The sequence below is a fragment of the Paraburkholderia sp. BL27I4N3 genome (genome assembly GCF_003386115.1).
In the GTDB taxonomy this organism is placed as follows: Bacteria; Pseudomonadota; Gammaproteobacteria; order Burkholderiales; family Burkholderiaceae; genus Paraburkholderia.
Window position 1 is genome coordinate 6,794,866 of the sequence record NZ_QREJ01000001.1, and the last position, 21,093, is coordinate 6,815,958.

Below are 21,093 nucleotides of genomic sequence, written 5' to 3' on the forward strand. Positions count from 1 at the left end.
ACGTGCCTCTTGCGTATCTTGCGTATTAATTCGCCCGGGGCGCGTTAGCCCACGCCAGCGGCGCGTCGTTCAAGCCCCAGTAGAGGCTCTTCTGTTGCATGTATTCGCGGATGCCGAGCCGGCCTTTCTCGCGCCCCATGCCACTCTCTTTCCAGCCGCTGAACGGCGTCGAGATGGAGAACAGCTTGTAGGTGTTGATCCAGATGGTGCCGGCTTCGAGTGCGCGGGCAATCCGGTACGCGCGCTTGTAGTCGCGCGTCCAGATGCCGGCGGCGAGGCCGAACACGCTGTCGTTCGCTTCCTTGAGCAGCGAGGCTTCGTCGTCGAACGGCATGGCCACCAGCACCGGGCCGAAGATTTCTTCCTGGCAGATGCGGGCGTTGTTCGTGAGGCCTTCGAGAATCGTCGGCTGGAAGTACGTGCCGGCTTCGCGGCCGTCGCCAACCGGACGCTCGCCGCCGCACAGCAAGCGGCCGCCTTCTTCGAGACCGAGCGCGACATAACGCTCGACGGTTTCCCGATGCGCCGCCGTAATGAGCGGACCCATTTGCGTTTCGGAACGCGTCGGATCGCCCACGCGCAGCTTGCGCGCGCCTTCCGCGAGACGCTTCATGAATACGTCGTAGATCGAGCGCTGCACGAACAGACGCGAACCCGCGATGCACGCTTCGCCCGACGAACTGAAAATGCCGTACAGCACACCGTTGACCGCGTGATCGAGATCGGCGTCGTCGAACACGATGGTCGGCGACTTGCCGCCCAGTTCAAGCGACACCGGCATCAGCTTGTCCGCCGCGATGCGCGCGATACCGCGGCCCACTTCGGTGCCGCCCGTGAATGACACCTTCTTCACCAGCGGATGACGCACCAGCACGTCGCCGATCACCGAGCCTTTGCCAGGCACAACGCTTAGAACGCCCTTCGGCACACCAGCTTCTTCGCAGATGCGCGCCAATGCCAGCGAGACCAACGGCGTCACTTCAGCCGGCTTCAACACGACCGCGTTGCCACCCGCGAGCGCCGGAGCGAGTTTTTGTGCGTCGGAAGCAATCGGCGAATTCCACGGCGTAATCGCCGCGATCACGCCGATCGGCTCGTAGATGCTCATTGTCAGATAATCGCCACGCGAGGGCGTGACTTCTTCGTCGAGTGTTTCGAGGCACGCAGCGAAATAGCGGAACGTGTTCGCGGCGCTCGCCACCAGTACACGCGTTTCGCCGATCGGCTTGCCGTTATCGCGGCGCTGCAATTGCGCGAGCGCTTCGTGACGCGCCATGATCAGATCGGCGATGCGGTACAGAACCAGCGCGCGTTGATGCGGCTTCAAACCCGACCAGTCCGCGCGGCGCCATGCGAGGTCCGCGGCTTCCACGGCGTCGCGCGCGTCGTCGGCATTGGCCGTCGAGATTTCCATGTTGACCGACTGATCCGCCGGATACAGGCTTGTGTACGGGTTGCCACGCCCTTGCCGCCATTCGCCGCCGATGAAAATATCGCCGGTGGGCACGAGGCTGGTATCGAAGTGAGTCATGTCGGTCATTCCAGTTTGCTTCAGCTATTCAACTGATGGCTTAAATCACGCAGCGTGCCGCGCGATTACGTAGCGCACGCATCGCGCTATACGCGGTCAGTGCGGACGTCTTGGGGTTATCCGGGAGCGGCTTGCCGCACATTTCGAGCGACATCTCGCCGAATGCGCCGCGCGCCACGATGCGATGCACGTTGCGCGTCACGTTCGGATCCGCGATCAGTCGAACCGTGGTGTGGTCCAGACCGAGGCCCGCCAGCGCGATCGTCGCGGCCACGTTGGCGTTCTTCGGATACAGCCGCGCCGCTTCGCGCGCGCTGCCTTCGAAGATCACCTTCTCTTCATTCAGCGTGTGCAGATCGCAGAGCTGTTCCGCCGGCGTGCCGAGCCAACCCGTAGGCGGCTTGCGGCCGGTGTACAGCACTTCGTCGAGACCGCCGAGCTTGGCGGCGGCCAGCGCATCCACACCGCCGATCGCGCCGGAGAGCAGCGTCAGCGTGGCGTCGCCTTCATCGGCGGCGGCGGACAATGCGTCCAGCAGCAGCATGTCGGACAGCGCGCCGATCGACGCAACCGCGCAGTCCGTGCCGGCCTTCAGCAACGGCACCACGTGATCGACCAGCGCGCTATGTCCCGCGCATTCCAGCGCGAAATGCGGCTGGCTGCTCAAGGCGGACACGGAGGCCACGACATCCACCGAGTCGCCCACTACTTCACGCACCGCAGCCATGTGACGCTCCGGCACGATCACGTGCGACACGCGCACGGTCGGATCGGCGGCGACCGAGCGATACACGGCCTGGCCGATCGCGCCGAAGCCGATCATCGCGACGTCGACGGGTGCGTGATGCCCCGCGTAGCCCGCATCACGCATGTTCCGGCTCCTGTTCCTTGACCGGCGGGCCAGCAAACGCGGTGGCGAACGAGCCGACCGACAGCATGTCCACTTCAACCAGCACCGGGCCGGTCTTCGCCATGCCTTCGCGAATGATCGCGTCGGCCTGGTCGAGCGATTTGATGCGGTAGTGGGTGAGCTTGAGGCTCGCGCAGAACTGCGCAAAATCCGGCTGATGCAGATCGACGTAGCAACGGCGGCCGCCGTATTGCGCGTCCTGAATGTTGCGGATCACGCCGTAGCACTGGTCGTTCATCAGCACGATCATCACGTTGGCGTTTTCCTGCACGGCCGTCGCGAGTTCGCCGACGTTGACCATCAAGCCGCCGTCGCCGACGAGGCACACAGTCTTCGCCGCGCTACCCGCAAGCGCCGCGCCGATGCCCATCTGCATGCCCTGGCCGATGCCTCCGCCCAAAGCGTGCACGCCCGCACGCGGCGAGAAAATCTTCAGCATGCGGTTGCCCCACGTGCTGTTCGAGATCGTGACGTCGCGCACCCAGTTGTAGTCGCGGCCCACTGCGGCTTGCAATGCGTCGACGAGACGCTTGTACGGGCCGAGGCCCTTGCCCACGTCGGCGACGGCGCTTTCGCGTGCGGCCGCGAGATCCTGCGCAAATGTCGGATCGACCTTGAGACGGCCTTCGAGCAGCGTCGCGAGTTCTTCGAGCACCGAAGATGCATCGCCGTGGATAAACATCTCGTTGTGATAGCCACGGTTATCAGCAAGCGCGTCGGCGTCGACGCGATACAACGGTTGCGGCAACGCGAGCTTGTACTTCAGCGTTTCATTGCCGCGCAGACGCGAACCGACCACCAGCAGCGCGTCGCACGTCTTATAGAAACTCTCGACCGCCGTATGCACGTTGAACGCGCCGAGCGTCGCCGGATGATCTTCCGGCAGCACGCCGCGGCCTTGCACGCTGGTCACGACGCCGAACCCGAGCTTGACCAGACGCTCGACTGCCTTCGTCGCGTGACGCGTGCCGCCGCCCAGCCACAGCAGCGGGCGCCTGGCCGTCGCCAGCGAATCGGCGAGTTGCGCGACGCGCTGCTTGCAATGTGTGAGCGTCGTGATGTGCGGCGCGGCGAGATCAGCGGGCCATTCCACTTCGGCGGCCTGAATGTCGATCGGAATCTCAACGCTCACCGGGCCGCTCGGCGCGGTCTGCGCGACACGCACGGCTTCGCGGATCGTCGGCAACGCGGTTTCGACGGAACGCACGCGAAACGCGGCCTTCGAAATCGACGACAGCATCGACAGTTGATCCGGTGCTTCGTGGATATACGCGAGGTCCTGATCGAGGTATTCGGTTTCGATCTGACCCGTGACGTGCAGCAGCGCGGTGCCCGCGGTCAAGGCTTCGACCATCGCGCCCGCTGCGTTGCCCGCCGCGGTGCCCGTGCTGGTGAATGCAACGCCGAGGCCGCCGGAGACACGCGCGAGGCCATCGGCCATGTTCACCGCGCCGGCTTCGCCGCGCGCGCCGACATAGCGGATCTTGCCGCGGTTGTGGATCGCGTCGAGAATCGGCATGTTGTGGATCGAGATCACGCCGAATGCGGTTTGAACGCCGCATTGCTCGAGAAAGGCGGCGATCAGTTCGCCAACGGTGGTTGTGTTAGACATGTCGTGCAACGCCTCCAGAAACATCGATATGACTGCCCGTCGTATAGGACGACAGCGTCGTAGCCAGATAAAAGAGCGCTTGAGCGGCTTCTTCGGGGCGACCGAAGCGGCCTAGCGGAATGCTTTTCTTGCGCGCCAGTTCGGCGGTCCAGTCTTCCCAGCTCTGGCCCGGCTGCGCTTCTTTCGCGTAACGGCGGCGCCATTGACCCGACTCGACGATGCCGATCAGAATCGAATTGACGCGGATGCGCTGCGGCGCGAGCTCCGCCGCGAGCGACTTGAGCAGGTTCTGCACGCCGGCGCGCGCTGACGAAGTCGCCACCATGTGCGGCTCGGGTTGCAGAGCGAGCAGCGAGTTGACGCAGACAATCGCGGGATTGGAAGCGTCGCGCAGCATCGGCAGAAACGCGCGAGTCGGGCGGATCACGCTGAAGTACTTCAGGTCGAGTTCTTCGCGCCAGGCATCGTCGGTGGTGTCGACGAAAGTCGATACGCGGCCTTGGCCGGCGTTATTCACCAGCATGTCGGTGCGGCCGAAACGTGTCTTCACCGTGTCCGCGAACGCTTTCACGTCGTCAGCGTCGAGAACGTTGCAACGATGCGCGAGCAATTGCGCCTGCGGGAACTGCGCCTTCAACGCGGCTTCCGCTTGCGCGAGACGTTCGGTGTCGCGGCCGCAGATCGCGACCGAGGCGCCCGCCCGCAGAAACAGTTCGGCAGTCGCGAGGCCAATGCCGGACGAACCGCCCGTCACCACCGCTACCTGTCCGCTCAAGTCGATTTGGATCATCAGAGCCCCAATGCCTTCATGTAGTTGCTACCCGACTTCGCGCCACTCTTCGGCCGATAGTTGAGCCGCTGCGAGAGGTCGTCGGCCGCGCGGCGGACTTGGTCGATCAGGCCGCTATCGAGCAGCGACGCGTCGATTTCGTGGCGCGGAATCGTCGTCGTGATGACAGCGACAATGCGCCCCGTGTCGTTGCGCACCGGCGCGCTCACCACCGAAATGCCGCGTTCGAACGACGACTCGCTGATCGCGAAACCACGCCGCGCGTCGTCGCGAATCCGTTCGTACAGGTCGTCGACGGTGACCGGCGTCTGCTTCGTGAAGCGTTCGAGTTCCGGCTCGGGATAGAGCTTCTTCAGTTCGTCGAGCGTCAGGTCGCCCATCAGCACCTGGCCGTGTGTCGTGGCATGAGCCGGCAGACGCGTGCCCACATTGACCTTCACGGAACTGAAAATCGGCGTGTGGCTTTGCGCCTTGGCGACGAACACGACATCGCGTCCATCGCGAATCACGATGTGGCTGGTAAGGCCCGTTTCGTTACGCAGCGCCTCGATGACCGGCAAGCCGAGGTCGGTCAATTCGAGCGAGCTCAGATATTCGAAACCGAGCCGCAGCACCGCGACGCCGAGGCGATAGTTGCGGTCCTTGTCGGCACGCTCCAGAAAGCCGAGCGATTCGAGCGTTTGCAACAGACGGAACACCGTCGTGCGAGGAATCTTCAGGCGCTTGGATAATTCCGGTGCGCCGAGAATCGGCTCGCGGGGTGAGAATTCCGTGAGAATCTTCAGACCGCGTTCAAGACCGGGCACCCGGTAGGCGGTGTCGCCGTTGGTGTCGGTGCGGTCTTCGTCCGCGTCGCGCTCGGCGTGAGCGGTGTCGGGCGTGTCGGGCGTCATTCATTGGCTCCGTTGTCCGTCGCTCGCGCGACAGAACGTGTCGATGATCGCGATGTACGCGGCGGGGGCTTCGATATAGCCGGCGTGGCCCGCGTGAGGCACGACCTGCAGTTTGGTGCCGGCGGCGAGCGCGAGTCGCCCGCAGGCTTCGGGCGTCGTAATGGTGTCGTCGGCGCCGACGGCCACGTTGACGCGGCCATCAAAGCGCGCGAGATCGCCGGCGAGATCGGCGTTGGCGAGCAGATGTGTGGCCTGTGCATAGCCGTGCGGAATCACGCGCGACATGTTCCAGCGCACCCATGCGCGCGCTTCGTCGCTCGCGTGAGCGGACAGCATGTTGGTACTGCGTTTATCAGCGAGTCCTTGCGGGCCGAGTTCGTCCAGCATCGCGAGACGCTGATCGCGCTTCGTATTACGCATTTCTACCGATGCCGCGCCGTAGCCACCAGCCGGCGACAGGAGCAACAAACCGGCCACACGCTGCGAATACTCAAAGGCAAACGCGCCGGCGATAATCGCGCCGAGCGAATGGCCGAGCAGCACGCAACGTTCGATGCCGAGCGCGTCGAGCCACTCTTTCAACACACTCGCGTAATCGGCTGCGGCGGGCGATCCGGCCGCGACCGGCGTGGATGCGCCATAACCCGGCGCATCCCACGCCAGCACGCGGCGCGTCGCACCGAGCCCTTCGAACTGCTGCACCCACGACGCCGCGCCCGAACCGATACCGTGCAGCAGCACGAGCGGCAGCGCGTTACTGTCGGCGCTATCCACTTCGCGATAGCTCACCGCGCGTTGCGAGGCCAGCCAGATCTGCTGCGCCGGAAAGCGCGCAACGCGGGCTTCGAGCGTGGCGTGTTGATCAGCTGTAACGGACGGGACTGCGGACATGATTTCCTTCGCGGGTGTTTTAAAACTGCGGAAGCGTTTGAAGGCTCAGCGCTTGAGCTTGGCCAACGGCGAATCCGGCGGATACGTCGGCGTAATGGGCTTCGGCGAACCGAGCATCACGCACATCAACGCGTCTTCTTCACCGACGTTGATTTCCGTGCGATACACACCCGGCGGCACCGAGATCAGATCGCGTTCGCCCAACACGGCTTCCCATGTTTCGCCGTCTTTCTCGCAGACCACTTTCATCTTGCCGCGCAGCACGAAGAAAATTTCTTCGACATCCATATGAATATGGCTCGGGCCGATGTTGCCGGCCGGAATCACCATCGTCGAGAACGTGAAGCCGCCCGCGGGCACCGTGTTCATGTCTTTCGCGACACCCGTGCCGCCGGTGCCGACGTAGCGCATCTGCGCGCGGCGGTACTTCGGGTCGTAGTCGGCCTGAAACTTCAGCGCGTCCCAGTCGTAGCGACGCGTTTCCAGGCGCGCGACGCGGCTGTCCAGCCATTGGGCAAAGCTTGCGTCCGCGGGTTGGTCCCACGATTTGCGTTCGATATCGGCGTCCGCCATCTCTTTCTCCTTTCGATTCGACAAGATCAATTCATCACGAAGCCGCCGTTGACCGGCAGCAGTTGGCCGGTCACGAAGCGAGCGGCATCGGATAACAGGAACAGCACCGGCCCGGTGACGTCGTCGGGCACTTGTGCGCGCGTCAGCGCGCGGCCTTGGAGGTAATACTCGTGACGGTCGGCGGGCACGTATGCGGTTGCTTCGACTTCGGTCAGCCCCGGCGCGATTGCGTTGACGGTTACGTTGTGAGCGCCGAATTCACGCGCCAGCGAGCGGGTCATCGAAATCACCGCGCCTTTGCTCGCGACATAGGCGAGCAGCTTCGGCGCGCCCCACATCGCCGTATCCGAGGCAATGTTGACGATGCTGCCGCGGCCCGAGTCGCGCAGATACGGCAGCGCGGCGGTGCTCATCAGCCAGGTGCCGCGCACGTTGACGTTCATCACGGCGTCCCACGTATCGACAGACAACTCGTCGGCGAACTTGCCGCCGGAGTTGGTGATGGCCGCGTTGTTGATCAGCGCGTCGAGACCGCCGAGTTGCGCCGCGCCTTGCTCCGCAAATTGCTTGATACTGGCGGGGTCGGCGAGATCGAGCGGCACGTAGGTGACCGCATGTCCTTGCTCGACGAGCGATGCCGCGAGCGAGCGGCCTTCGTCGTGCAGCACGTCGCCGAACACGACGCGCGCACCGGCCTGCACCAGCGCGCGGACGAACGCCGCGCCGAGACCACGCGCGCCGCCCGTCACGAGGACGCGCCGGCCGTTGAGCGCTGCGGACGCGTCGTTATGCATGGCTGTGGCCTGCTTCCGCCGGTTGCGCGACACCTGCTTTTGCCGCTTCGGCGCGATGCGCTTCCAGCGCGGCGAAGTCCTGCTGCGCACGTTGGCGCAGCATGCGGCGCACGCGCGTCATGCCGACGTCGTGCTGATACAGGAATTCATGAGCGCGCGCGTTCGGCGCCATGCTTTCCAGCACATAGCGGTCTTGCTCCAGCACGGCCCAATGCAGACCTTCCAGGCGATTGCGATACAGGAAGCGCCATGCGTCGCGCTGCCAGCCCGACACCTTGCGAGTGCGCCAGAAGTAAACCTGGCAGTTGTCGCCGTCCACCGGCGTTGCGAAACCGATGATTCCGAAGTTGCCGCCCGGGCCGAACTTCTTCTTGTAGGGAATGGCCAGGCGCATCCACAGCGTGCCGGTTTCGCCGAGTTCCACCCAGTCGAAATTCACGTCGCGCTGGCCGACCTTTTCAAACATCAGTCCAGTTTCGGTCTTGCGTACACGCATGTCGGCCTGCTTGTCGCCTTCGGCCATCGAGTGCGACGTCGCATGCAGATAGGCACCGTGCATGGGGTCCATCACGTTGTCGATCGCGTACTGGTAATTGCATTTCCAGTGCGACATACACAGGAAGCTCGCGTATTCCTCGCCAACCAATTCTTCCGGCAGCACGAGCGGCGTGGGCTCCTTATGCGCTTCGTCGCCGAACCACAGGAAGATTGCGCCGGCATGTTCTTCGACCGGATACGACTTCACGCACTTCTGGCCTTCCAGCGGACAGTTCGACACGGCGGGCACTTTGGTGACTTCACCGCTGCCGTCGATTTCAATGCCGTGATACCAGCACGCGACGCTGCCGCCAAGATTCCAGCCAAGCGACAGACGCGCGCCGCGGTGCGGGCAGCGGTCTTCGAGCGCGCGGACTTTGCCTTCCTTGTCACGCCACAGCACGATCTGATCGCCGAGACGCGTGATGCCGACCGGCGCGTCGCCGACTTGCCAGCTCGGTGCAACGGGATACCAGTAGTTGCGCAGGCCCTTGTCCAGATACGACTGGATCGGGTCCGCCGCGCCTTGAGTTGTATTGGGGGACGTCATGAAGAGACTCCGGGTACGAAAGCGATGAACGTGTTCGGGAAAGCGCGCCTATTCGGCGAGCAGGCGGAATTCGGCAGCGAGGCGGTCGGCGTTCCACGTGCCGCCTTCCGAGGTGCGGAAGCCGACGCGGTTCAGACCGTCGACCACTTCCTGCAACTCGATCGCGCCGGCTTCGAAGACTTTTTCGAGCGCGTCGCCGAAGTCGTTTTCGTACTGGGTCGGCTCGGCCTTGCGCGTTTGCCAGATGAAGTTCTCTGTCTCGCCCGGTTTTTCGATCACGCCCTTACCCGCGACGTTGTTCGGCTGGGGCGCGAGCCACGGTTTCAGGAAAGGATTGAAGTTCACGATTTGCTCTCGCATGTCATTCCACCTTGATCTGGATTTCTTCACCCGCGAGGCGCACCGAGTACACCTTCAGGTCGCGGCCACCGGGCTCTTTCAAGCATTTACCGGTCGGGATATGGAACACGGCTTCGTGCAACGGGCATTCGACGGTGTCGCCGTCGACAAAGCCCTGCGTCAGCAGCGCGTACGCATGGGGGCAGACGTTTTCCAGCGCGTACAGCGCTTCGCCCACCTTGTAGATGCCGATCTCGGCGCCGTCGAGTTTGAACTCGAGCGGCGTGTCATCGGACAGGTCGCCGGCATGGCCGGCGCAGCGCCATTGTTCAGTCATTTCTCGCCTTCTCCTGAAGCTCTATGTTCCATACAAGGAACATCAGTTCGTGTATGGATAATTATAGGAGCGGGTTTGGCTGGAGAAAATAAAAATCTCGGCCGATAGGGGAAAACACCGAGCGTGGCGCTCGAAAGACAACGTCGCGGAATCGGGCGCGAACCGCTTCGATGCTCTGCGAGCCTTGTCACGCAAGGCTCAAGCCAAATTTTCAGTCGTATTGGCCAGCCCTTATACGGGTTTGTACGGGGTCCGAAAATTTATTTTGACCACCTGCAGACTCACTATAATTTTCCATAGGCGATACAAACGCCCATAGATGGAACATACAAAGCGTAGCAGTTTCGGCGTAAACGGCGCAGAACTGCATCCAACCCAAAGCACGGATCAGCGACTACGAATCTGGCGAGAGCTACCCGTCGTGTGATCAGGAGAACCAACGGTGAAGCACATCATTGCAGCCGCCTTGACGGCAATCTGCGCAACGACAGGCGCATGGGCGCAGAGCAGTGTGACGCTATACGGCAGTCTGGATGCCGGTGTCGCGTATATCAGCAATGTCGGCGGCCATTCGAAGTGGATGGAAGAACAGGGCAACATGCAGCCCGACCGCTGGGGCCTGAAAGGCGTGGAAGATCTGGGCGGCGGTCTGAAGACGATTTTCCAGTTGGAGAACGGCTTTTATACGAACACCGGCGCGTTCGCTAAAGCGGGCGTGCTGTTCAATCGCCAGGCGTTCGTCGGTCTGAGCTCGGACACGATCGGCACGTTGACACTTGGTCATCAGACGCCGTTCAGCTTCGATGTGCTGGGTCCGCTGAGCACGGCTTATCTGGCGGCAAGCTGGTACGCGTTCCATCCGGGCAATATCGACGAACTCGCCGACACGGGCGTGGTGCCGTTCGACAATTCGGTGAAATTCCGCTCGGCGAGTTTCAGCGGCTTCCAGGTCGGCGCGATGATGGGTCTCGGCAACACGACCAATTTCTCGACCGGCAAGACGCTGAGCTTTGCGCTTAGCTATGCGAACGGTCCGTTCAAGGCCGGCGCGACGTATGCGAACGAGCACAATCGCACGCCGTCGATCGTCACGACGGGCATCACCAACTTCCAGGGCGTGGCTGCAGCCAATTACACCGCGGACAAGGTCGAGAACATGGGGGCGGGCGCGTCATACCAGTTCGGCAAGCTGCTCGTGCACGGACTGTATACGCGCGTGAAACTGGAGTCGGGCGGCCACTCGGACACGTATCAGAGCTACGACGTCGGCGCGAATTACCAGTTCACGCCGTTCAACACCGTGGCTGGCGGCGCCGCGACGACGACGCTGGCGGGGCATCGCTGGACGCAGTTCGAAATCGGCGACATTTACGCGTTGTCGAAATCGACGCAGTTGTATGTGAACGCTCTGTACGAGCGTGCCGGTTCGAATACGGATGCGGCGTTCTTTACGGCGGGTGTGTCGAGTGGACGGAACCAGACGATCATTCTGACTGGCATCCATCACTCGTTCTGAGGTTCTGCTGGGACAGGTGGGGTTGTGATCTGATGCGGCTAGTCCGGCTACGAACGCAGCCAGACTAGCGCTGAAGCGAAAGCTGAAATAGCGCGGAATCAGCCCGCCGCCACCTGCTTGCGGCGCGCCTGAACCGCTGTCGGATCGTCCGGACGCGGCCGGTAGCTGAGTCGCTCGGACAGTTCGAGCGCCGCCTGGCAAACCGCGACGATAAGCGGCTCGCGCTCTTCGGTTTCGCCGATATCCGAACGCGGAATCGTGACGGTCAACGCCGCCGCGATCTTGCCGCTCTGGTCGCGCACGGGCGCGCTCACTACAGAAATACCGCGCTCGAACGACGCTTCGCTCAGCGCATAACCGAGCGCCGCGCTTTCGCGCACTCTTTCGTATAGTTCTTCAACCGTGGCCGGCGTGCGCTCGGTGAAACGTTCGAGTTGCGGTTCGGGATACAACTGCCGCAATTCCTCGAAGCTCAAGTCGCCCATCAACACCTGACCATGCACTGTGGCATGCGCCGGCAAGCGCGTGCCGACATGGACCTTCACCGAGCTGAACATGGGCGCATGGGTTTGCGCCTTGGCGACGAACACCACGTCGCGCTCATCGCGGATCAGCAGATGCGTGCTCAGGCCCGTGGCGTCGCGCAGGCGTTCGAGAATCGGCGTGCCGACATCGGTCAATTCGAGCGAACTCAGATATTCGAAACCGAGCCTCAGCACCGCGACGCTCAGGCGGAAATAGCGGTCGCCGTTGACGCGTTCGAGAAAGCCGAGCGCTTCGAGCGTCTGCAATAAACGGAACGTCGTGGTGCGCGGAATGCCGATGCGCTTGGACAATTCGGGCGCGCCGAGCACCGGCTCGCGCGCGCTGAACTCCGCCAGAATGCGCAAACCGCGTTCGAGACCCGGCACGAGATAAGTCGATCCGCCGGCGCTCTCTTCGTCGGTGGAATCCTGGGAGTCGGCGTCGTTTGCCTGGGCCTGCGGCAACGCGTCGTCCTGCGAAATCGACGCTGCCGCACCGCGTGGCTTCGCTTGCTTGCGTCCCGCTCCTGTCTGCTCTTCTTTTGCCATCTTGGCTGCCGTTTCTACTGTTCATCAAGGTCAGATCAGCATGATAGCGCGTGGCGCGCCGCGGTTAACCATGCCAATTGCTGCACTGCCACCATTTCACGGGGTGCTATGCTTTTGAAGCGGTTCATTGCGCGAGGCCTCGCTGCCGCGCAATGGGCCGCTCAAGCGTCGGGAGGCCACGCTCATGTCCGATTCCATTCAGATTCAGGTTGCCGATTCGCACCTTTATCCGGGCTGTGCGGTGCGCACCGCGCACTTGCCCGAACTGGCCCGGGCGGCGGCCGCCGTCGTCGAATTCGCGGATGGTTCCGGCGCCAATGCCACCTGCCACCGCCGCGCGCTCGACGAACTCGAACTGATGGTCGACCGCTATGCCACGCAAAAGCGTCACCCCGTCGATACGCGGCATTGGCTTCTGCTTGCCGTCGACGCGACACACAATAGTTGGCGCGTGAAGCGTAGACTCCCCTAGCCGGAACCGTCCGGCCACCTCGAATCCGCAACCGGTGCCGCGCGCACGCCGCCCCGAGCAGCGCGCCTGCGTCCGTCACAGCCCTTTCGGAGCTTCCCGATGACCGACAACGACTCCAGCCTGCCGCCGAATGCCGATGACAGCCCCGACGACCCCGACCGCCGCCGAGTCCTTACCGGCCTGGCAGCAGTCGGTATCGGACTGGCGCTGACGGGCTGCAAAACCGACCAAAGCATGTCGAGCACCGGCGCGCCGCGCAGCGCCGCCGACCTGCGTCTGGACGCCGCGCTTCACGATCAGGTGAAACACATCGTCGTGATCTACGCGGAGAACCGCAGCTTCGCAAACCTGTACGGCAACTTCCCCGGCGTTCAGCATCCGCTCGACGCCGTGAGCGCAGAACGTTATCTGCAACTCGACCGCGACGGCAAGACGCCGCTGCCGCGCTTGCCGGCCATCTGGGGCGGCCTCGTGCCGCAAGCCCAGGAAGTGGACGGCAAGCGCTACATGATCGGCCAGAAGGATATCGTCAATCTGCACAACCGCCCGTTCCATATCGCCGACGCGCAGGGCACGCCGCTGCCGACCGGCGTGATCACGCGCGACCTCGTGCATCGCTTCTATCAGAACCAGATGCAGATCAACGCCGGCCGCAACAACCAGTTCGCCGCGTGGGGCGATTCCGGCGGCCTGGTGATGGGACACTACCGTAATTCCGCCGACACGCTGCGTCTGTGGAACCTCGCGCAGCAGTACACGCTGTGCGACAACTTCTTCATGGCGGCTTTCGGCGGCTCGTGGCTGAACCACATCTTCCTGATCTCGGCGCAGGCGCCGTTCTATCCCGACATTCAGAACAGCCCGGCGAAGAAGATGGTGTCCGTGGTCGACGGCGACGATCCCACCGGCACGCGGCTGAAACAGGCGGAAGACTCGCCCGCCTCCGCGCTCGACGGTCCGCCGAAATTCGTCAACGACGGCGCGTTCACCGCCGACGGCTACGCCGTCAACACGATGGCGCCGCCCTATCAGCCGAGCAACGTGCGGCCGGCCGAAGGCGGCAATCCGGCCTTCGCGGACCTGTCGAATCCGCGCGTGCTGCCGCCGCAGAATTACGCGACGATCGGCGACCGGCTGACCGACAAGGGTGTCGACTGGGCCTGGTACAGCGGCGCGTGGCAGTACGCGTTGGAGCATCAGGATACCGGCGCGGTGCCCGACTTCCAGTATCACCATCAGCCGTTCAACTACTTCACGAATTACGCGCCGGGCACGGTGGCGCGGCGCAAGTATCTGCGCGATGGCGGCCTCGGCAACGACGCGTCGACCAACCATCTGATCGCGGATATCGATGCAGGACGCTTACCGACGGTCGCGTTCTACAAGCCGCAAGGCGATCTGAACATGCACGCGGGTTACGCGGATGTCGCGTCGGGCGACCGTCACATCGCGACGGTGATCGAGCATATTCAGCGTGGGCCGCAATGGACGAACACGGTCGTGGTGGTCACCGTCGACGAGAACGGCGGCTGGTGGGATCACGTGTCGCCGCCGAAGGGCGATCGCTGGGGCCCGGGCTCGCGGATTCCCGCGCTGGTGATTTCGCCGCTGGCGAAGAAGGGTTACGTCGATCACACGGTGTACGACACCAACTCGATCCTTCGACTGATCAGCCGCGTGCATGGGCTCGCGCCGCTCGATGGCGTGGTGGCGCGCGATCGGGCATTCGCAAGCAACGGACTCGCGCCGCTGGGAGATTTGACGGGCACGCTGGATCTGGCCTGAACGCTTGAACGTTCGAAAGTTGAAACGCCTGCGGCGCGGCGAGGGCGTTTCAACTCGAATTACTGCGGCTTGGACTGCGCGGCGCCGTGCAGTTTTGCGACCACCGCATCGGCGATCTGTTGAGCCGTCTTCTTGATCGTCTTCTTCTCGTCGCCGCTCGCCATCACGAACTTGGCGGCGATCACGTACGGATTCAGTTTGATGGCCGCGCCCGGCATGCCTTTGCTGTCGGCTTCGTCGACGGCCTGATACAGCGGCGGCAAATCAGGCGTACCAAGGTTGTCGCACGACACCGCGACCTGAATGTCGTTCTGGCCGGCGCCGAATCCGACCATGGCGCGCCTGAGGCGATTGCCGTCGTCGACACTCAAGAACACGCCGCGCACTTGCCAACCGGAAGCCGGCAACGGTTGACCCGGCGCACTGCGGCGCGCGTCGACGCCCGCCTTTTTCAGATCGTCCGTTAGCGCTTCCGCCATTTCGTCCACGATATGTTTCGCATGATCCTGCGGATTTTTGTCCTCGCCCATCGGTCCGGGTCCGCTCGGCAGCAAACCGCGCAGGCGGCGCACGCGTTGACCTGGTCCGCTGTCCGGCGTCACGTTCGCGACGTCCAGATCGAAGTCGGCGACATACACGACCGGCGCCGGCGCCGCGAACGGTGCACTGTCCGCCCCGGCGGCGTTGGAGATCGCCGCCGCGCTCAGGCATCCCGCCATCACTGTGCAATGCAAAAATCGATGAAGCATGGCGTGCCTCCGCGAACGTCAACAGGACGCGGCTATCGTACAACCGTGCGCAACGTGCGTCCTTTTTTTTCGTACCTGATCGTGACGCGGTTTGCCTTGCATAACGCCCGTTGCAGCATAGACTGTTAAAGCACAACTTCGCAATTTGTACGGAACCCGCCATGCGACTGACCATCCTCATCAACGGTTCCGATCCCACCGTCAGCCATGATTACGCTGTGCTATGGCTCGACACCGACGAACACCGGTGGTCGAGAGAAGCACATCAAGGGATCGATCTGCCCCCGTGGGGCGAACTGCGCGACGATAACGGCGTGACCACTTTGTGTGCGCCCAGCACGGATGCGCCGCTGTGCACGCTGCGCGGATTACACGTGGACCGCAAGCAGCGCGTGAGCGCCGCGCAAGGCGCCGCGGCATGGACCGCCCTGCCGACGCGCGCGCAGACCAGCGGCTTCTGGCGCTTGCAAGCAGTGGACCGCCAACAGGTCCGCGCCGAACACAGCGTGTTCGACAATTAGGTTTTAGCACTCGTTTTTATCGGTCTAAATTTCCGTGCGCGAGCGGCGCTCCGCTAGCGCATGGGTCATTTTGTCCGTGCGTTCGTACGCCGCGTTTTTGATTCCCTCATTGCGATTTCGTCGCTCGCGCATTTAAGGTCGCCTTAAGTTTGCGTGAGTAGAGTTGGAGGTCCACGCATTAGGGTCGCTGCAAGGCGGCCCGTTTTTTTTGGTGCGGCGAGATGTGAGACGTTGCCGTGCGCGCCGTGCGGCGGTATCGTTTTCATGACAGCGCTCAACGCCCGAATCCGTTTTCTCCTCCAGTGTTTTCCTGTATTTCACGTCGCGCGGGACGGGCTCGCAACGCTATACTTGCGCCCCCGATCCCTCGACTGACTGACACATGAAGAAGTGGTTTGCCTATCTGTTGTTCGTCGTTGCCGCTCACGCCAGCGCAGCGCCTTCCTGCACTCAATTCACATCGAATGCGCAATGGCCGGTTCTGAGCAATCAGAAGATGGCGTCGAAAACGCGCATGCTTTGCTATAGCGATTTCGCGGTTCTGCATTCGGGCATCACGCACGGTCCGCTGTGGTCCGCCGAGCATCTGACGCGCGATCATATCGAGGCCGCCAAAGACATGGTGCGCACCAACAAGTTCTTCGAAGACGCGCGCCTGCCGGACGGTGAAGGCGCCACGCTCGCGGACTACAAACGCAGCGGATTCGACCGCGGTCATATGAGCCCGGCAGGCAATCGCTGGAATCAGGAAGCGATGGCACAATCGTTCTCGCTGGCCAATGTCGTGCCGCAAAACCGCGAGAACAATCAGCGCCTGTGGGCGCGCATTGAAACGTCGGTGCGCAAAATCGCAGTGTCGTACGACGATACCTATGTGGTCACCGGCCCGATCTTCAACGGCCAGCAGTTGCAGACTATCGGACCGACGGGCGTATTCGTGCCGACGCAGTTGTTCAAGGCGATCTACGTGCCTTCGCGAAAGATGGCGTTCGCCGTGGTAGTGGACAACGTCTCGACGAATCGTTACGACATCAAGACGATTCACGAACTTGAAGCAGCATCGGGCATCCGTTTTCCGGGCATTCCGGAGAACCTCAAAGATCAGCGACCGGGAGGACTGAAAGGTGTTTAAACCCTATTCGAATGACGACGACGTGCTCAACATTCAAGGCGATGCGTTGACCGTGAGTAACGGCACGACGCGCATCGTGCTGAACGGCACGCTGGAGCTGACGCAGGATCAGCGCGGACTGAAGGCCGCATTGGCACTGAAAGACGCTGTAGATACGATCGTGGCCAGCTTGCAGGCGCAGAGCAATTTGCCCGCGAAGGTCAAGGATGAACCGGATGCGAAGCCGGGCGTCGTGCAGAACCCGTTCAATTAGTCACGCAAAGCGCCGGCCACCGGCGCGATGCATTTTATTCGTGCGAGCGGCCGGCCCTCATCTTGTGTTTCGCAGTTCGATCAAAGCCAAGCGAATCCGCTCCACGACCTCGGGCCACCCTCTGCCTTGTTCCCGAAACAGGCGAGCAGAGGGAAACCACGGACTGTCTTCCCGTTCGAGGTGCCATCTCCAGTCGCCCAGCATGGGCAGCATTAGCCACAGCGGCCTACCCATCGCGCCCGCCAGATTGGCCGCCGATGTGTCCACGCTAATGACCAGGTCCAGCGCGTCCATCAGTTTTGCCGTATCGCCAAATGAACGAAGACCAGGTCCGAGATCATGCACGTTGCGCAAGCGCATGGCGTAGTCGGCGGCTTCGTCTTCGCCTTGGCCCTTCTGCATGATGTAGAACTCCACGTCTTCGAGCGCGAAGAGCGGATCGAGACAGCTGAGCGACGGCAGCGATCTGGCAGCGTCGTTCTCGTGCGTCGGCGCACCTTTGAAGATCACGCCAACTTTCAATGCCTGCAGATTGCCCGGCAAGGCCATCGGTGTGTGCGCGACGCCCGCCCGCAGATACGGCACCACGTCCGGCAAATGATCGATGTCGAGAGATGCCCACACCGGGATCGCATGCGGATAGACCCAATAGTCATGAATCGGCAGTAGCGGCGCATCTTCGACGGAGCAGATCGCCGCGGCCTCGCCCGAGGCCCTGAACAATTCGACGAGCGGCGCCTGACATACCACCGTCACCCGCACCGCCCCGTAGTGTTCGCGAAAAATCCGCGCAAACCGAAAAAAGAAAATCTCGTCACCCAGCCCGAATTCGCTCCAGATAACGATCGATTTGCCTTCGAGCGACTCGCCACGCCAGTTTGCATAAGCCGGCGGCGCCACGGTAGTCCGGCCTCGCCAATCCGAGCCGTCGAACAGCGCCTCACGTCGACGAAAACCCTCGGTGAGTTTGCCGACAGCAATCAGCATCAGTGCATTGAAGAGTCGCGGCAAGCGCTCGTTCGGGAGTCGTCGGACACCTTCGTCCCACAAGTCCTCCAGTTGATCGCAAAGACCCCGACGCACCAGTTCGAGGTTGATGTGGAAGTAGGTCTGGAGTCGATACGGATACAGTCTTAGCGTCTCGTGGCAAAGGTCCAGCATCGCCGAATCGGTTTCCGCACTCGGCATGGCAGTGACCAGGTCGAAGACTCGAGGCACATCGCGCTTGCGCAGCACTATTTCTATCGCGTACGCGGCCGCTTGATGCTGTCTGTCAGCGAAGCCCTCTTGCCGGTTCTCGCCGAACTCGCAGAGCACGCAAAAGCGTTCGCACGATGAAACAGCCGAAGCATTGTTCACCAGGTCGAGCGCATTCGCGGAACCCGCAATCGCCAGGTCAGGCCGATGCGGGGTGAAGGTGCGTTCACGATCGACGTCCGTCAGGGTGGGCGAGAGTATTTCTTCGCCGCGAGAATCGGTCGGCAACGTCAAAATCAGATAACCGCCGGGCTTGATGAGTTCGAGCCACCTTGCGAGCACTTGATGAGGATTGGCGAAACGCCCGAGGCAGTCTGAATGAACGAAATCAAATACATCGGCTGGCGCGTCGTCCATATAGATAACGTCACGCTCATTCACGTTCCAGGCAATCAGTTGTTCGATGCGAGGAAAAAGACCCGCGTAGCCGAAATCGGAATCGCGCCCGGCGCCCATGTCCAGGCCGGCGCCAGAGAAGTAGCCCTGCAGAAATGCCGGATCCTGCGAGCGCCGCTGCGCGAGTTTGAGTGACGGGTTCATCTGGTGTTTCGCCCAAGTTAGGTCAGAAGTCAGGCCGCCCGGTTGACGGGGGAGGCAGATGATATTCCGCCGGTAAAAACTCCTATATCACAATATAGATAGCGCCTTGGGTGCGAACAAGCGAGTTTCCCACTTGTAGCCGTGGCGCGAGCCGGAGGGCCGAAACTGCTTCGGCATCCCCAATATGTTTCAGCGGTTACGTTTTGTCACCAGAGCGACGTCAACTCCTGTCTTCCCGTCAACGTTAAACCGGCAGCGCTGAAACATTTCAGCCGCGACACAAGAATCAACCGGTTAAAACCAGGAGTTAAACCATGAAGACGCTTTTCGCCGCTCTCGCTTCCGCTCTGCTCGTGTCGACCGCTTTCGCTCAAACGGCCGCACCGTCCGCCGCGCAGCCCGCGCAAACGCAACCCGCCGGCCAGGCGAACCTGAAGGCGAGCACCGCCGTTCAAACGGGCGCCACGGACGACAGCGCCGCAGCAACGAAGGCGCCGGCCAAAGCCACGACCAAAGCGCACGTGAAGAAGACGTCCGCCCATCACACGGCAAAAGCCCACAAGACCACCAAGAAGGCCGCGGCTGAAACGAGCGCCGCCACGACTAAAACGGAGGGCGCGAAAGAGGCCAGCAATGCCCCGGTAAAAGCCGACGGCGCAAAGACCGACACGACAAAAACGCAATAACACGTGATCGGTTTCGGCACGCACCGGCCAGGCATGTATAGGTAATCGAAGCCGAACTGTGCCGTTCAGGGAGGGCGAGTCATACGACTCGCCTTTTTTTATGCGCGGTTTTTTTCCAACACACACCCCAATTTTTGCACCGCGTTTACCCGCAGACGTCTAATCTCGAACTGTCTTGATCAACCATGGCGTCGATAAACGCCGCATCACATGGCTCTCACACAATCAATCGACAGTTTCTCTATTCACCCGCTCAACGAGCCACACGTTCAGCGCAACAACGTCATTCCCTTCCTCGCGGCACGCGTCCGCTTGCAGATAACTTTGCCTCATCGACCGCAAGAACTCGCCGGCACCCAGCTTCGCGCCCTGCTCCATTCCCCTCTTGGTGTTTATGTCGTTGCCACGCAGGCGGTTCGCCAGGAAATTCGCGTGCAACTCGACATCGCTCCCGACGACCTCGACTTCACACTGCACACACTGATCGCGACACTTCCCGCCGCGATGATCGGACCGTTGAAGCGCCGCACCGCGGCTGTGATGGCGCGCTAATCAGCTTCTCAGGGATCTGATCGACGCATTGCAGCGTCTCGCGGACTACTCGTCGCAATCAATCCCCCACGGGACTCAACTCAGCCAATGCCGCCAGCTTCTGCACATCGGCAATTTCGATTTCCGCATAACCGAGCTTCAGCGCGCCTTGCGTTTCGAACTGCTTCAGCACCTGGTTGATCGTTTGCCGGGACAACGCCAGCATCATCGCGAGATCTTCCTGTGGGACTTTGAGCACGCGCCGCAATGCACCGGGCTCGCCGTAACCACCCGCCATCAATAACAAGCGGCGCGCCACGCGCTGCGCCGCGGGCAGCAACGCGGCCTCTTCGATCGCGTCGAAAGCAAGACGCAGCTTTTGCGTCAACAGCAGACCGAACAGATGCCAATAAGCGGGCGTGCGTTCCAGTAGCGCGACGAGTGCGGCGCGCGGCACATGAAACAGCTCGGAATCGCGTTCGGCATACGCGTCGTGGCTTCGCGGCCGGTTGTCGAACAGCGCGATCTCGCCGAACCAGTTCACCGGCTCGATCACGGCAAGCAAAGCCTCCTTGCCCGCCGAACTGGCCGCGCCGATTCTCACCAGGCCATCGAGCACGCAATAGACGCCGTCGTCGGAATCGCCGCGCGTGAAGAGCCGCTGGCCGGCGGCGAGCCGTTCGACACGTCCCGCTTCGATCAACTGCGCCTGCATGGCAGCCGGCGTCGAGCGAAACCACGCGCTGCGTCCCAGCAGCGCGGCAAGCTCATCCAATGGAAAACTCGCATTCATAGAACGGCGCTCGTGCCCGATTGTCGGC

General features: G+C 62.3%; 23 protein-coding genes. 8 read left to right on the top strand and 15 right to left on the bottom strand.

The features are described 5' to 3' along the window. Positions 1 to 25 precede the first annotated feature (25 nt). From B0G71_RS30910 to B0G71_RS30960, 11 genes are read right to left on the bottom strand one after another with little or no spacing between them, the layout of a single operon-like run. Positions 26 to 1,531 (bottom strand): aldehyde dehydrogenase, encoded by a 1,506-nt coding sequence (locus B0G71_RS30910; protein ID WP_116149025.1) that lies wholly within the window; start codon positions 1,529 to 1,531, stop codon positions 26 to 28. A gap of 40 nt (positions 1,532 to 1,571) precedes the next feature. Further along, entirely contained in the window at positions 1,572 to 2,402 is an 831-nt protein-coding gene (locus tag B0G71_RS30915; RefSeq protein ID WP_116146552.1) for an aspartate dehydrogenase, read from the bottom strand. Further along, positions 2,395 to 4,053, bottom strand: a complete 1,659-nt coding sequence (locus B0G71_RS30920) for a thiamine pyrophosphate-binding protein (protein ID WP_116149027.1) — start codon at positions 4,051 to 4,053, stop codon at positions 2,395 to 2,397. Before B0G71_RS30920 ends, B0G71_RS30915 begins: the two co-directional genes overlap by 8 nt. After that, positions 4,046 to 4,843, bottom strand: a complete 798-nt coding sequence (locus B0G71_RS30925; protein ID WP_116146554.1) for an SDR family oxidoreductase — start codon at positions 4,841 to 4,843, stop codon at positions 4,046 to 4,048. The genes B0G71_RS30920 and B0G71_RS30925 overlap by 8 nt, the downstream gene beginning before the upstream one ends. Continuing rightward, positions 4,843 to 5,736, bottom strand: a complete 894-nt coding sequence (locus B0G71_RS30930; RefSeq protein WP_116146556.1) for an IclR family transcriptional regulator — start codon at positions 5,734 to 5,736, stop codon at positions 4,843 to 4,845. Before B0G71_RS30930 ends, B0G71_RS30925 begins: the two co-directional genes overlap by 1 nt. Beyond that, positions 5,737 to 6,627, bottom strand: coding sequence for an alpha/beta fold hydrolase (locus tag B0G71_RS30935; RefSeq protein ID WP_116146557.1), 891 nt, complete (start codon positions 6,625 to 6,627; stop codon positions 5,737 to 5,739). Positions 6,628 to 6,672: 45 nt separating this feature from the next. After that, on the bottom strand, positions 6,673 to 7,200 hold the full coding sequence (locus B0G71_RS30940; RefSeq protein ID WP_116122809.1) for a cupin domain-containing protein: 528 nt from the start codon (positions 7,198 to 7,200) through the stop codon (positions 6,673 to 6,675). A 26-nt stretch (positions 7,201 to 7,226) separates the two neighbouring features. Further along, on the bottom strand, positions 7,227 to 7,994 hold the full coding sequence (locus tag B0G71_RS30945) for an SDR family oxidoreductase (protein ID WP_116149029.1): 768 nt from the start codon (positions 7,992 to 7,994) through the stop codon (positions 7,227 to 7,229). Next, complete coding sequence (locus tag B0G71_RS30950; RefSeq protein WP_116146559.1) at positions 7,987 to 9,081, bottom strand: aromatic ring-hydroxylating dioxygenase subunit alpha; 1,095 nt, start codon at positions 9,079 to 9,081, stop codon at positions 7,987 to 7,989. Before B0G71_RS30950 ends, B0G71_RS30945 begins: the two co-directional genes overlap by 8 nt. A 48-nt stretch (positions 9,082 to 9,129) precedes the next feature. After that, positions 9,130 to 9,441, bottom strand: a complete 312-nt coding sequence (locus B0G71_RS30955) for a recombinase-like helix-turn-helix domain-containing protein (protein WP_116146560.1) — start codon at positions 9,439 to 9,441, stop codon at positions 9,130 to 9,132. Between the two features lies 1 nt (position 9,442). Continuing rightward, positions 9,443 to 9,757 carry a non-heme iron oxygenase ferredoxin subunit gene (locus B0G71_RS30960; RefSeq protein WP_116122805.1) on the bottom strand — a complete coding sequence of 105 codons (315 nt, stop codon included), beginning with the start codon at positions 9,755 to 9,757 and terminating at the stop codon, positions 9,443 to 9,445. Between the two features lie 442 nt (positions 9,758 to 10,199). Between B0G71_RS30960 and B0G71_RS30965 the strand changes: the two genes are divergently transcribed. Next, a complete protein-coding gene (locus tag B0G71_RS30965) occupies positions 10,200 to 11,273 on the top strand; it encodes a porin (RefSeq protein WP_116146562.1) in 1,074 nt (357 codons plus the stop codon). Between the two features lie 98 nt (positions 11,274 to 11,371). Here B0G71_RS30965 and B0G71_RS30970 read toward each other — a convergent pair whose 3' ends face one another. Next, a complete protein-coding gene (locus B0G71_RS30970; protein ID WP_116146564.1) occupies positions 11,372 to 12,346 on the bottom strand; it encodes an IclR family transcriptional regulator in 975 nt (324 codons plus the stop codon). A 184-nt stretch (positions 12,347 to 12,530) separates the two neighbouring features. Between B0G71_RS30970 and B0G71_RS30975 the strand changes: the two genes are divergently transcribed. Together B0G71_RS30975 and B0G71_RS30980 are read left to right on the top strand one after the other, a co-directional pair. Beyond that, positions 12,531 to 12,818, top strand: a complete 288-nt coding sequence (locus B0G71_RS30975; RefSeq protein ID WP_106286450.1) for a hypothetical protein — start codon at positions 12,531 to 12,533, stop codon at positions 12,816 to 12,818. A 99-nt stretch (positions 12,819 to 12,917) separates the two neighbouring features. Beyond that, positions 12,918 to 14,603: an acid phosphatase gene (locus B0G71_RS30980; RefSeq protein WP_116146565.1), complete on the top strand. Its 1,686-nt coding sequence runs from the start codon at positions 12,918 to 12,920 to the stop codon at positions 14,601 to 14,603. Positions 14,604 to 14,662: 59 nt separating this feature from the next. Here the strand turns inward: B0G71_RS30980 and B0G71_RS30985 are convergent, their stop codons facing one another. Beyond that, positions 14,663 to 15,352 (bottom strand): DUF4410 domain-containing protein, encoded by a 690-nt coding sequence (locus B0G71_RS30985; protein ID WP_116146567.1) that lies wholly within the window; start codon positions 15,350 to 15,352, stop codon positions 14,663 to 14,665. 161 nt (positions 15,353 to 15,513) lie between these two features. Here B0G71_RS30985 and B0G71_RS30990 point away from each other — a divergent pair, with 161 nt between their 5' ends. The 3 genes from B0G71_RS30990 to B0G71_RS31000 all read left to right on the top strand — a co-directional run bounded on the left by B0G71_RS30990 (position 15,514) and on the right by B0G71_RS31000 (position 17,258). Further along, a complete protein-coding gene (locus B0G71_RS30990; RefSeq protein ID WP_116146569.1) occupies positions 15,514 to 15,873 on the top strand; it encodes a DUF3564 domain-containing protein in 360 nt (119 codons plus the stop codon). 382 nt (positions 15,874 to 16,255) lie between these two features. Then, positions 16,256 to 17,005: a DNA/RNA non-specific endonuclease gene (locus B0G71_RS30995; protein ID WP_116146570.1), complete on the top strand. Its 750-nt coding sequence runs from the start codon at positions 16,256 to 16,258 to the stop codon at positions 17,003 to 17,005. Beyond that, a complete protein-coding gene (locus tag B0G71_RS31000) occupies positions 16,998 to 17,258 on the top strand; it encodes a hypothetical protein (protein ID WP_116146572.1) in 261 nt (86 codons plus the stop codon). Before B0G71_RS30995 ends, B0G71_RS31000 begins: the two co-directional genes overlap by 8 nt. Before the next feature lie 57 nt (positions 17,259 to 17,315). On the opposite strand, the gene B0G71_RS31005 is transcribed toward B0G71_RS31000, so the two are convergent. After that, a complete protein-coding gene (locus tag B0G71_RS31005; RefSeq protein WP_116146574.1) occupies positions 17,316 to 19,055 on the bottom strand; it encodes a methyltransferase type 11 in 1,740 nt (579 codons plus the stop codon). A 314-nt stretch (positions 19,056 to 19,369) separates the two neighbouring features. Here B0G71_RS31005 and B0G71_RS31010 point away from each other — a divergent pair, with 314 nt between their 5' ends. Beyond that, complete coding sequence (locus B0G71_RS31010) at positions 19,370 to 19,741, top strand: hypothetical protein (RefSeq protein WP_106281452.1); 372 nt, start codon at positions 19,370 to 19,372, stop codon at positions 19,739 to 19,741. A 210-nt stretch (positions 19,742 to 19,951) separates the two neighbouring features. After that, positions 19,952 to 20,293 carry a hypothetical protein gene (locus B0G71_RS31015; protein WP_116146575.1) on the top strand — a complete coding sequence of 114 codons (342 nt, stop codon included), beginning with the start codon at positions 19,952 to 19,954 and terminating at the stop codon, positions 20,291 to 20,293. A 58-nt stretch (positions 20,294 to 20,351) separates the two neighbouring features. Here the strand turns inward: B0G71_RS31015 and B0G71_RS31020 are convergent, their stop codons facing one another. After that, entirely contained in the window at positions 20,352 to 21,065 is a 714-nt protein-coding gene (locus tag B0G71_RS31020; protein ID WP_116146577.1) for a Crp/Fnr family transcriptional regulator, read from the bottom strand. Positions 21,066 to 21,093: the final 28 nt, after the last annotated feature.

Excerpts from the sequence above, each read along its gene's own strand:
- B0G71_RS30910 (WP_116149025.1), bottom strand. The coding sequence starts at position 1,531 with ATGACTCACTTCGATACCAGCCTCGTGCCCACCGGCGATATTTTCATC.
- B0G71_RS30915 (WP_116146552.1), bottom strand. The coding sequence starts at position 2,402 with ATGCGTGATGCGGGCTACGCGGGGCATCACGCACCCGTCGACGTCGCG.
- B0G71_RS30920 (WP_116149027.1), bottom strand. The coding sequence starts at position 4,053 with ATGTCTAACACAACCACCGTTGGCGAACTGATCGCCGCCTTTCTCGAG.
- B0G71_RS30925 (WP_116146554.1), bottom strand. The coding sequence starts at position 4,843 with ATGATCCAAATCGACTTGAGCGGACAGGTAGCGGTGGTGACGGGCGGT.
- B0G71_RS30930 (WP_116146556.1), bottom strand. The coding sequence starts at position 5,736 with ATGACGCCCGACACGCCCGACACCGCTCACGCCGAGCGCGACGCGGAC.
- B0G71_RS30935 (WP_116146557.1), bottom strand. The coding sequence starts at position 6,627 with ATGTCCGCAGTCCCGTCCGTTACAGCTGATCAACACGCCACGCTCGAA.
- B0G71_RS30940 (WP_116122809.1), bottom strand. The coding sequence starts at position 7,200 with ATGGCGGACGCCGATATCGAACGCAAATCGTGGGACCAACCCGCGGAC.
- B0G71_RS30945 (WP_116149029.1), bottom strand. The coding sequence starts at position 7,994 with ATGCATAACGACGCGTCCGCAGCGCTCAACGGCCGGCGCGTCCTCGTG.
- B0G71_RS30950 (WP_116146559.1), bottom strand. The coding sequence starts at position 9,081 with ATGACGTCCCCCAATACAACTCAAGGCGCGGCGGACCCGATCCAGTCG.
- B0G71_RS30955 (WP_116146560.1), bottom strand. The coding sequence starts at position 9,441 with ATGCGAGAGCAAATCGTGAACTTCAATCCTTTCCTGAAACCGTGGCTC.
- B0G71_RS30960 (WP_116122805.1), bottom strand. The coding sequence starts at position 9,757 with ATGACTGAACAATGGCGCTGCGCCGGCCATGCCGGCGACCTGTCCGAT.
- B0G71_RS30970 (WP_116146564.1), bottom strand. The coding sequence starts at position 12,346 with ATGGCAAAAGAAGAGCAGACAGGAGCGGGACGCAAGCAAGCGAAGCCA.
- B0G71_RS30975 (WP_106286450.1), top strand. The coding sequence starts at position 12,531 with ATGTCCGATTCCATTCAGATTCAGGTTGCCGATTCGCACCTTTATCCG.
- B0G71_RS30980 (WP_116146565.1), top strand. The coding sequence starts at position 12,918 with ATGACCGACAACGACTCCAGCCTGCCGCCGAATGCCGATGACAGCCCC.
- B0G71_RS30985 (WP_116146567.1), bottom strand. The coding sequence starts at position 15,352 with ATGCTTCATCGATTTTTGCATTGCACAGTGATGGCGGGATGCCTGAGC.
- B0G71_RS30990 (WP_116146569.1), top strand. The coding sequence starts at position 15,514 with ATGCGACTGACCATCCTCATCAACGGTTCCGATCCCACCGTCAGCCAT.
- B0G71_RS30995 (WP_116146570.1), top strand. The coding sequence starts at position 16,256 with ATGAAGAAGTGGTTTGCCTATCTGTTGTTCGTCGTTGCCGCTCACGCC.
- B0G71_RS31005 (WP_116146574.1), bottom strand. The coding sequence starts at position 19,055 with ATGAACCCGTCACTCAAACTCGCGCAGCGGCGCTCGCAGGATCCGGCA.
- B0G71_RS31010 (WP_106281452.1), top strand. The coding sequence starts at position 19,370 with ATGAAGACGCTTTTCGCCGCTCTCGCTTCCGCTCTGCTCGTGTCGACC.
- B0G71_RS31015 (WP_116146575.1), top strand. The coding sequence starts at position 19,952 with ATGGCTCTCACACAATCAATCGACAGTTTCTCTATTCACCCGCTCAAC.
- B0G71_RS31020 (WP_116146577.1), bottom strand. The coding sequence starts at position 21,065 with ATGAATGCGAGTTTTCCATTGGATGAGCTTGCCGCGCTGCTGGGACGC.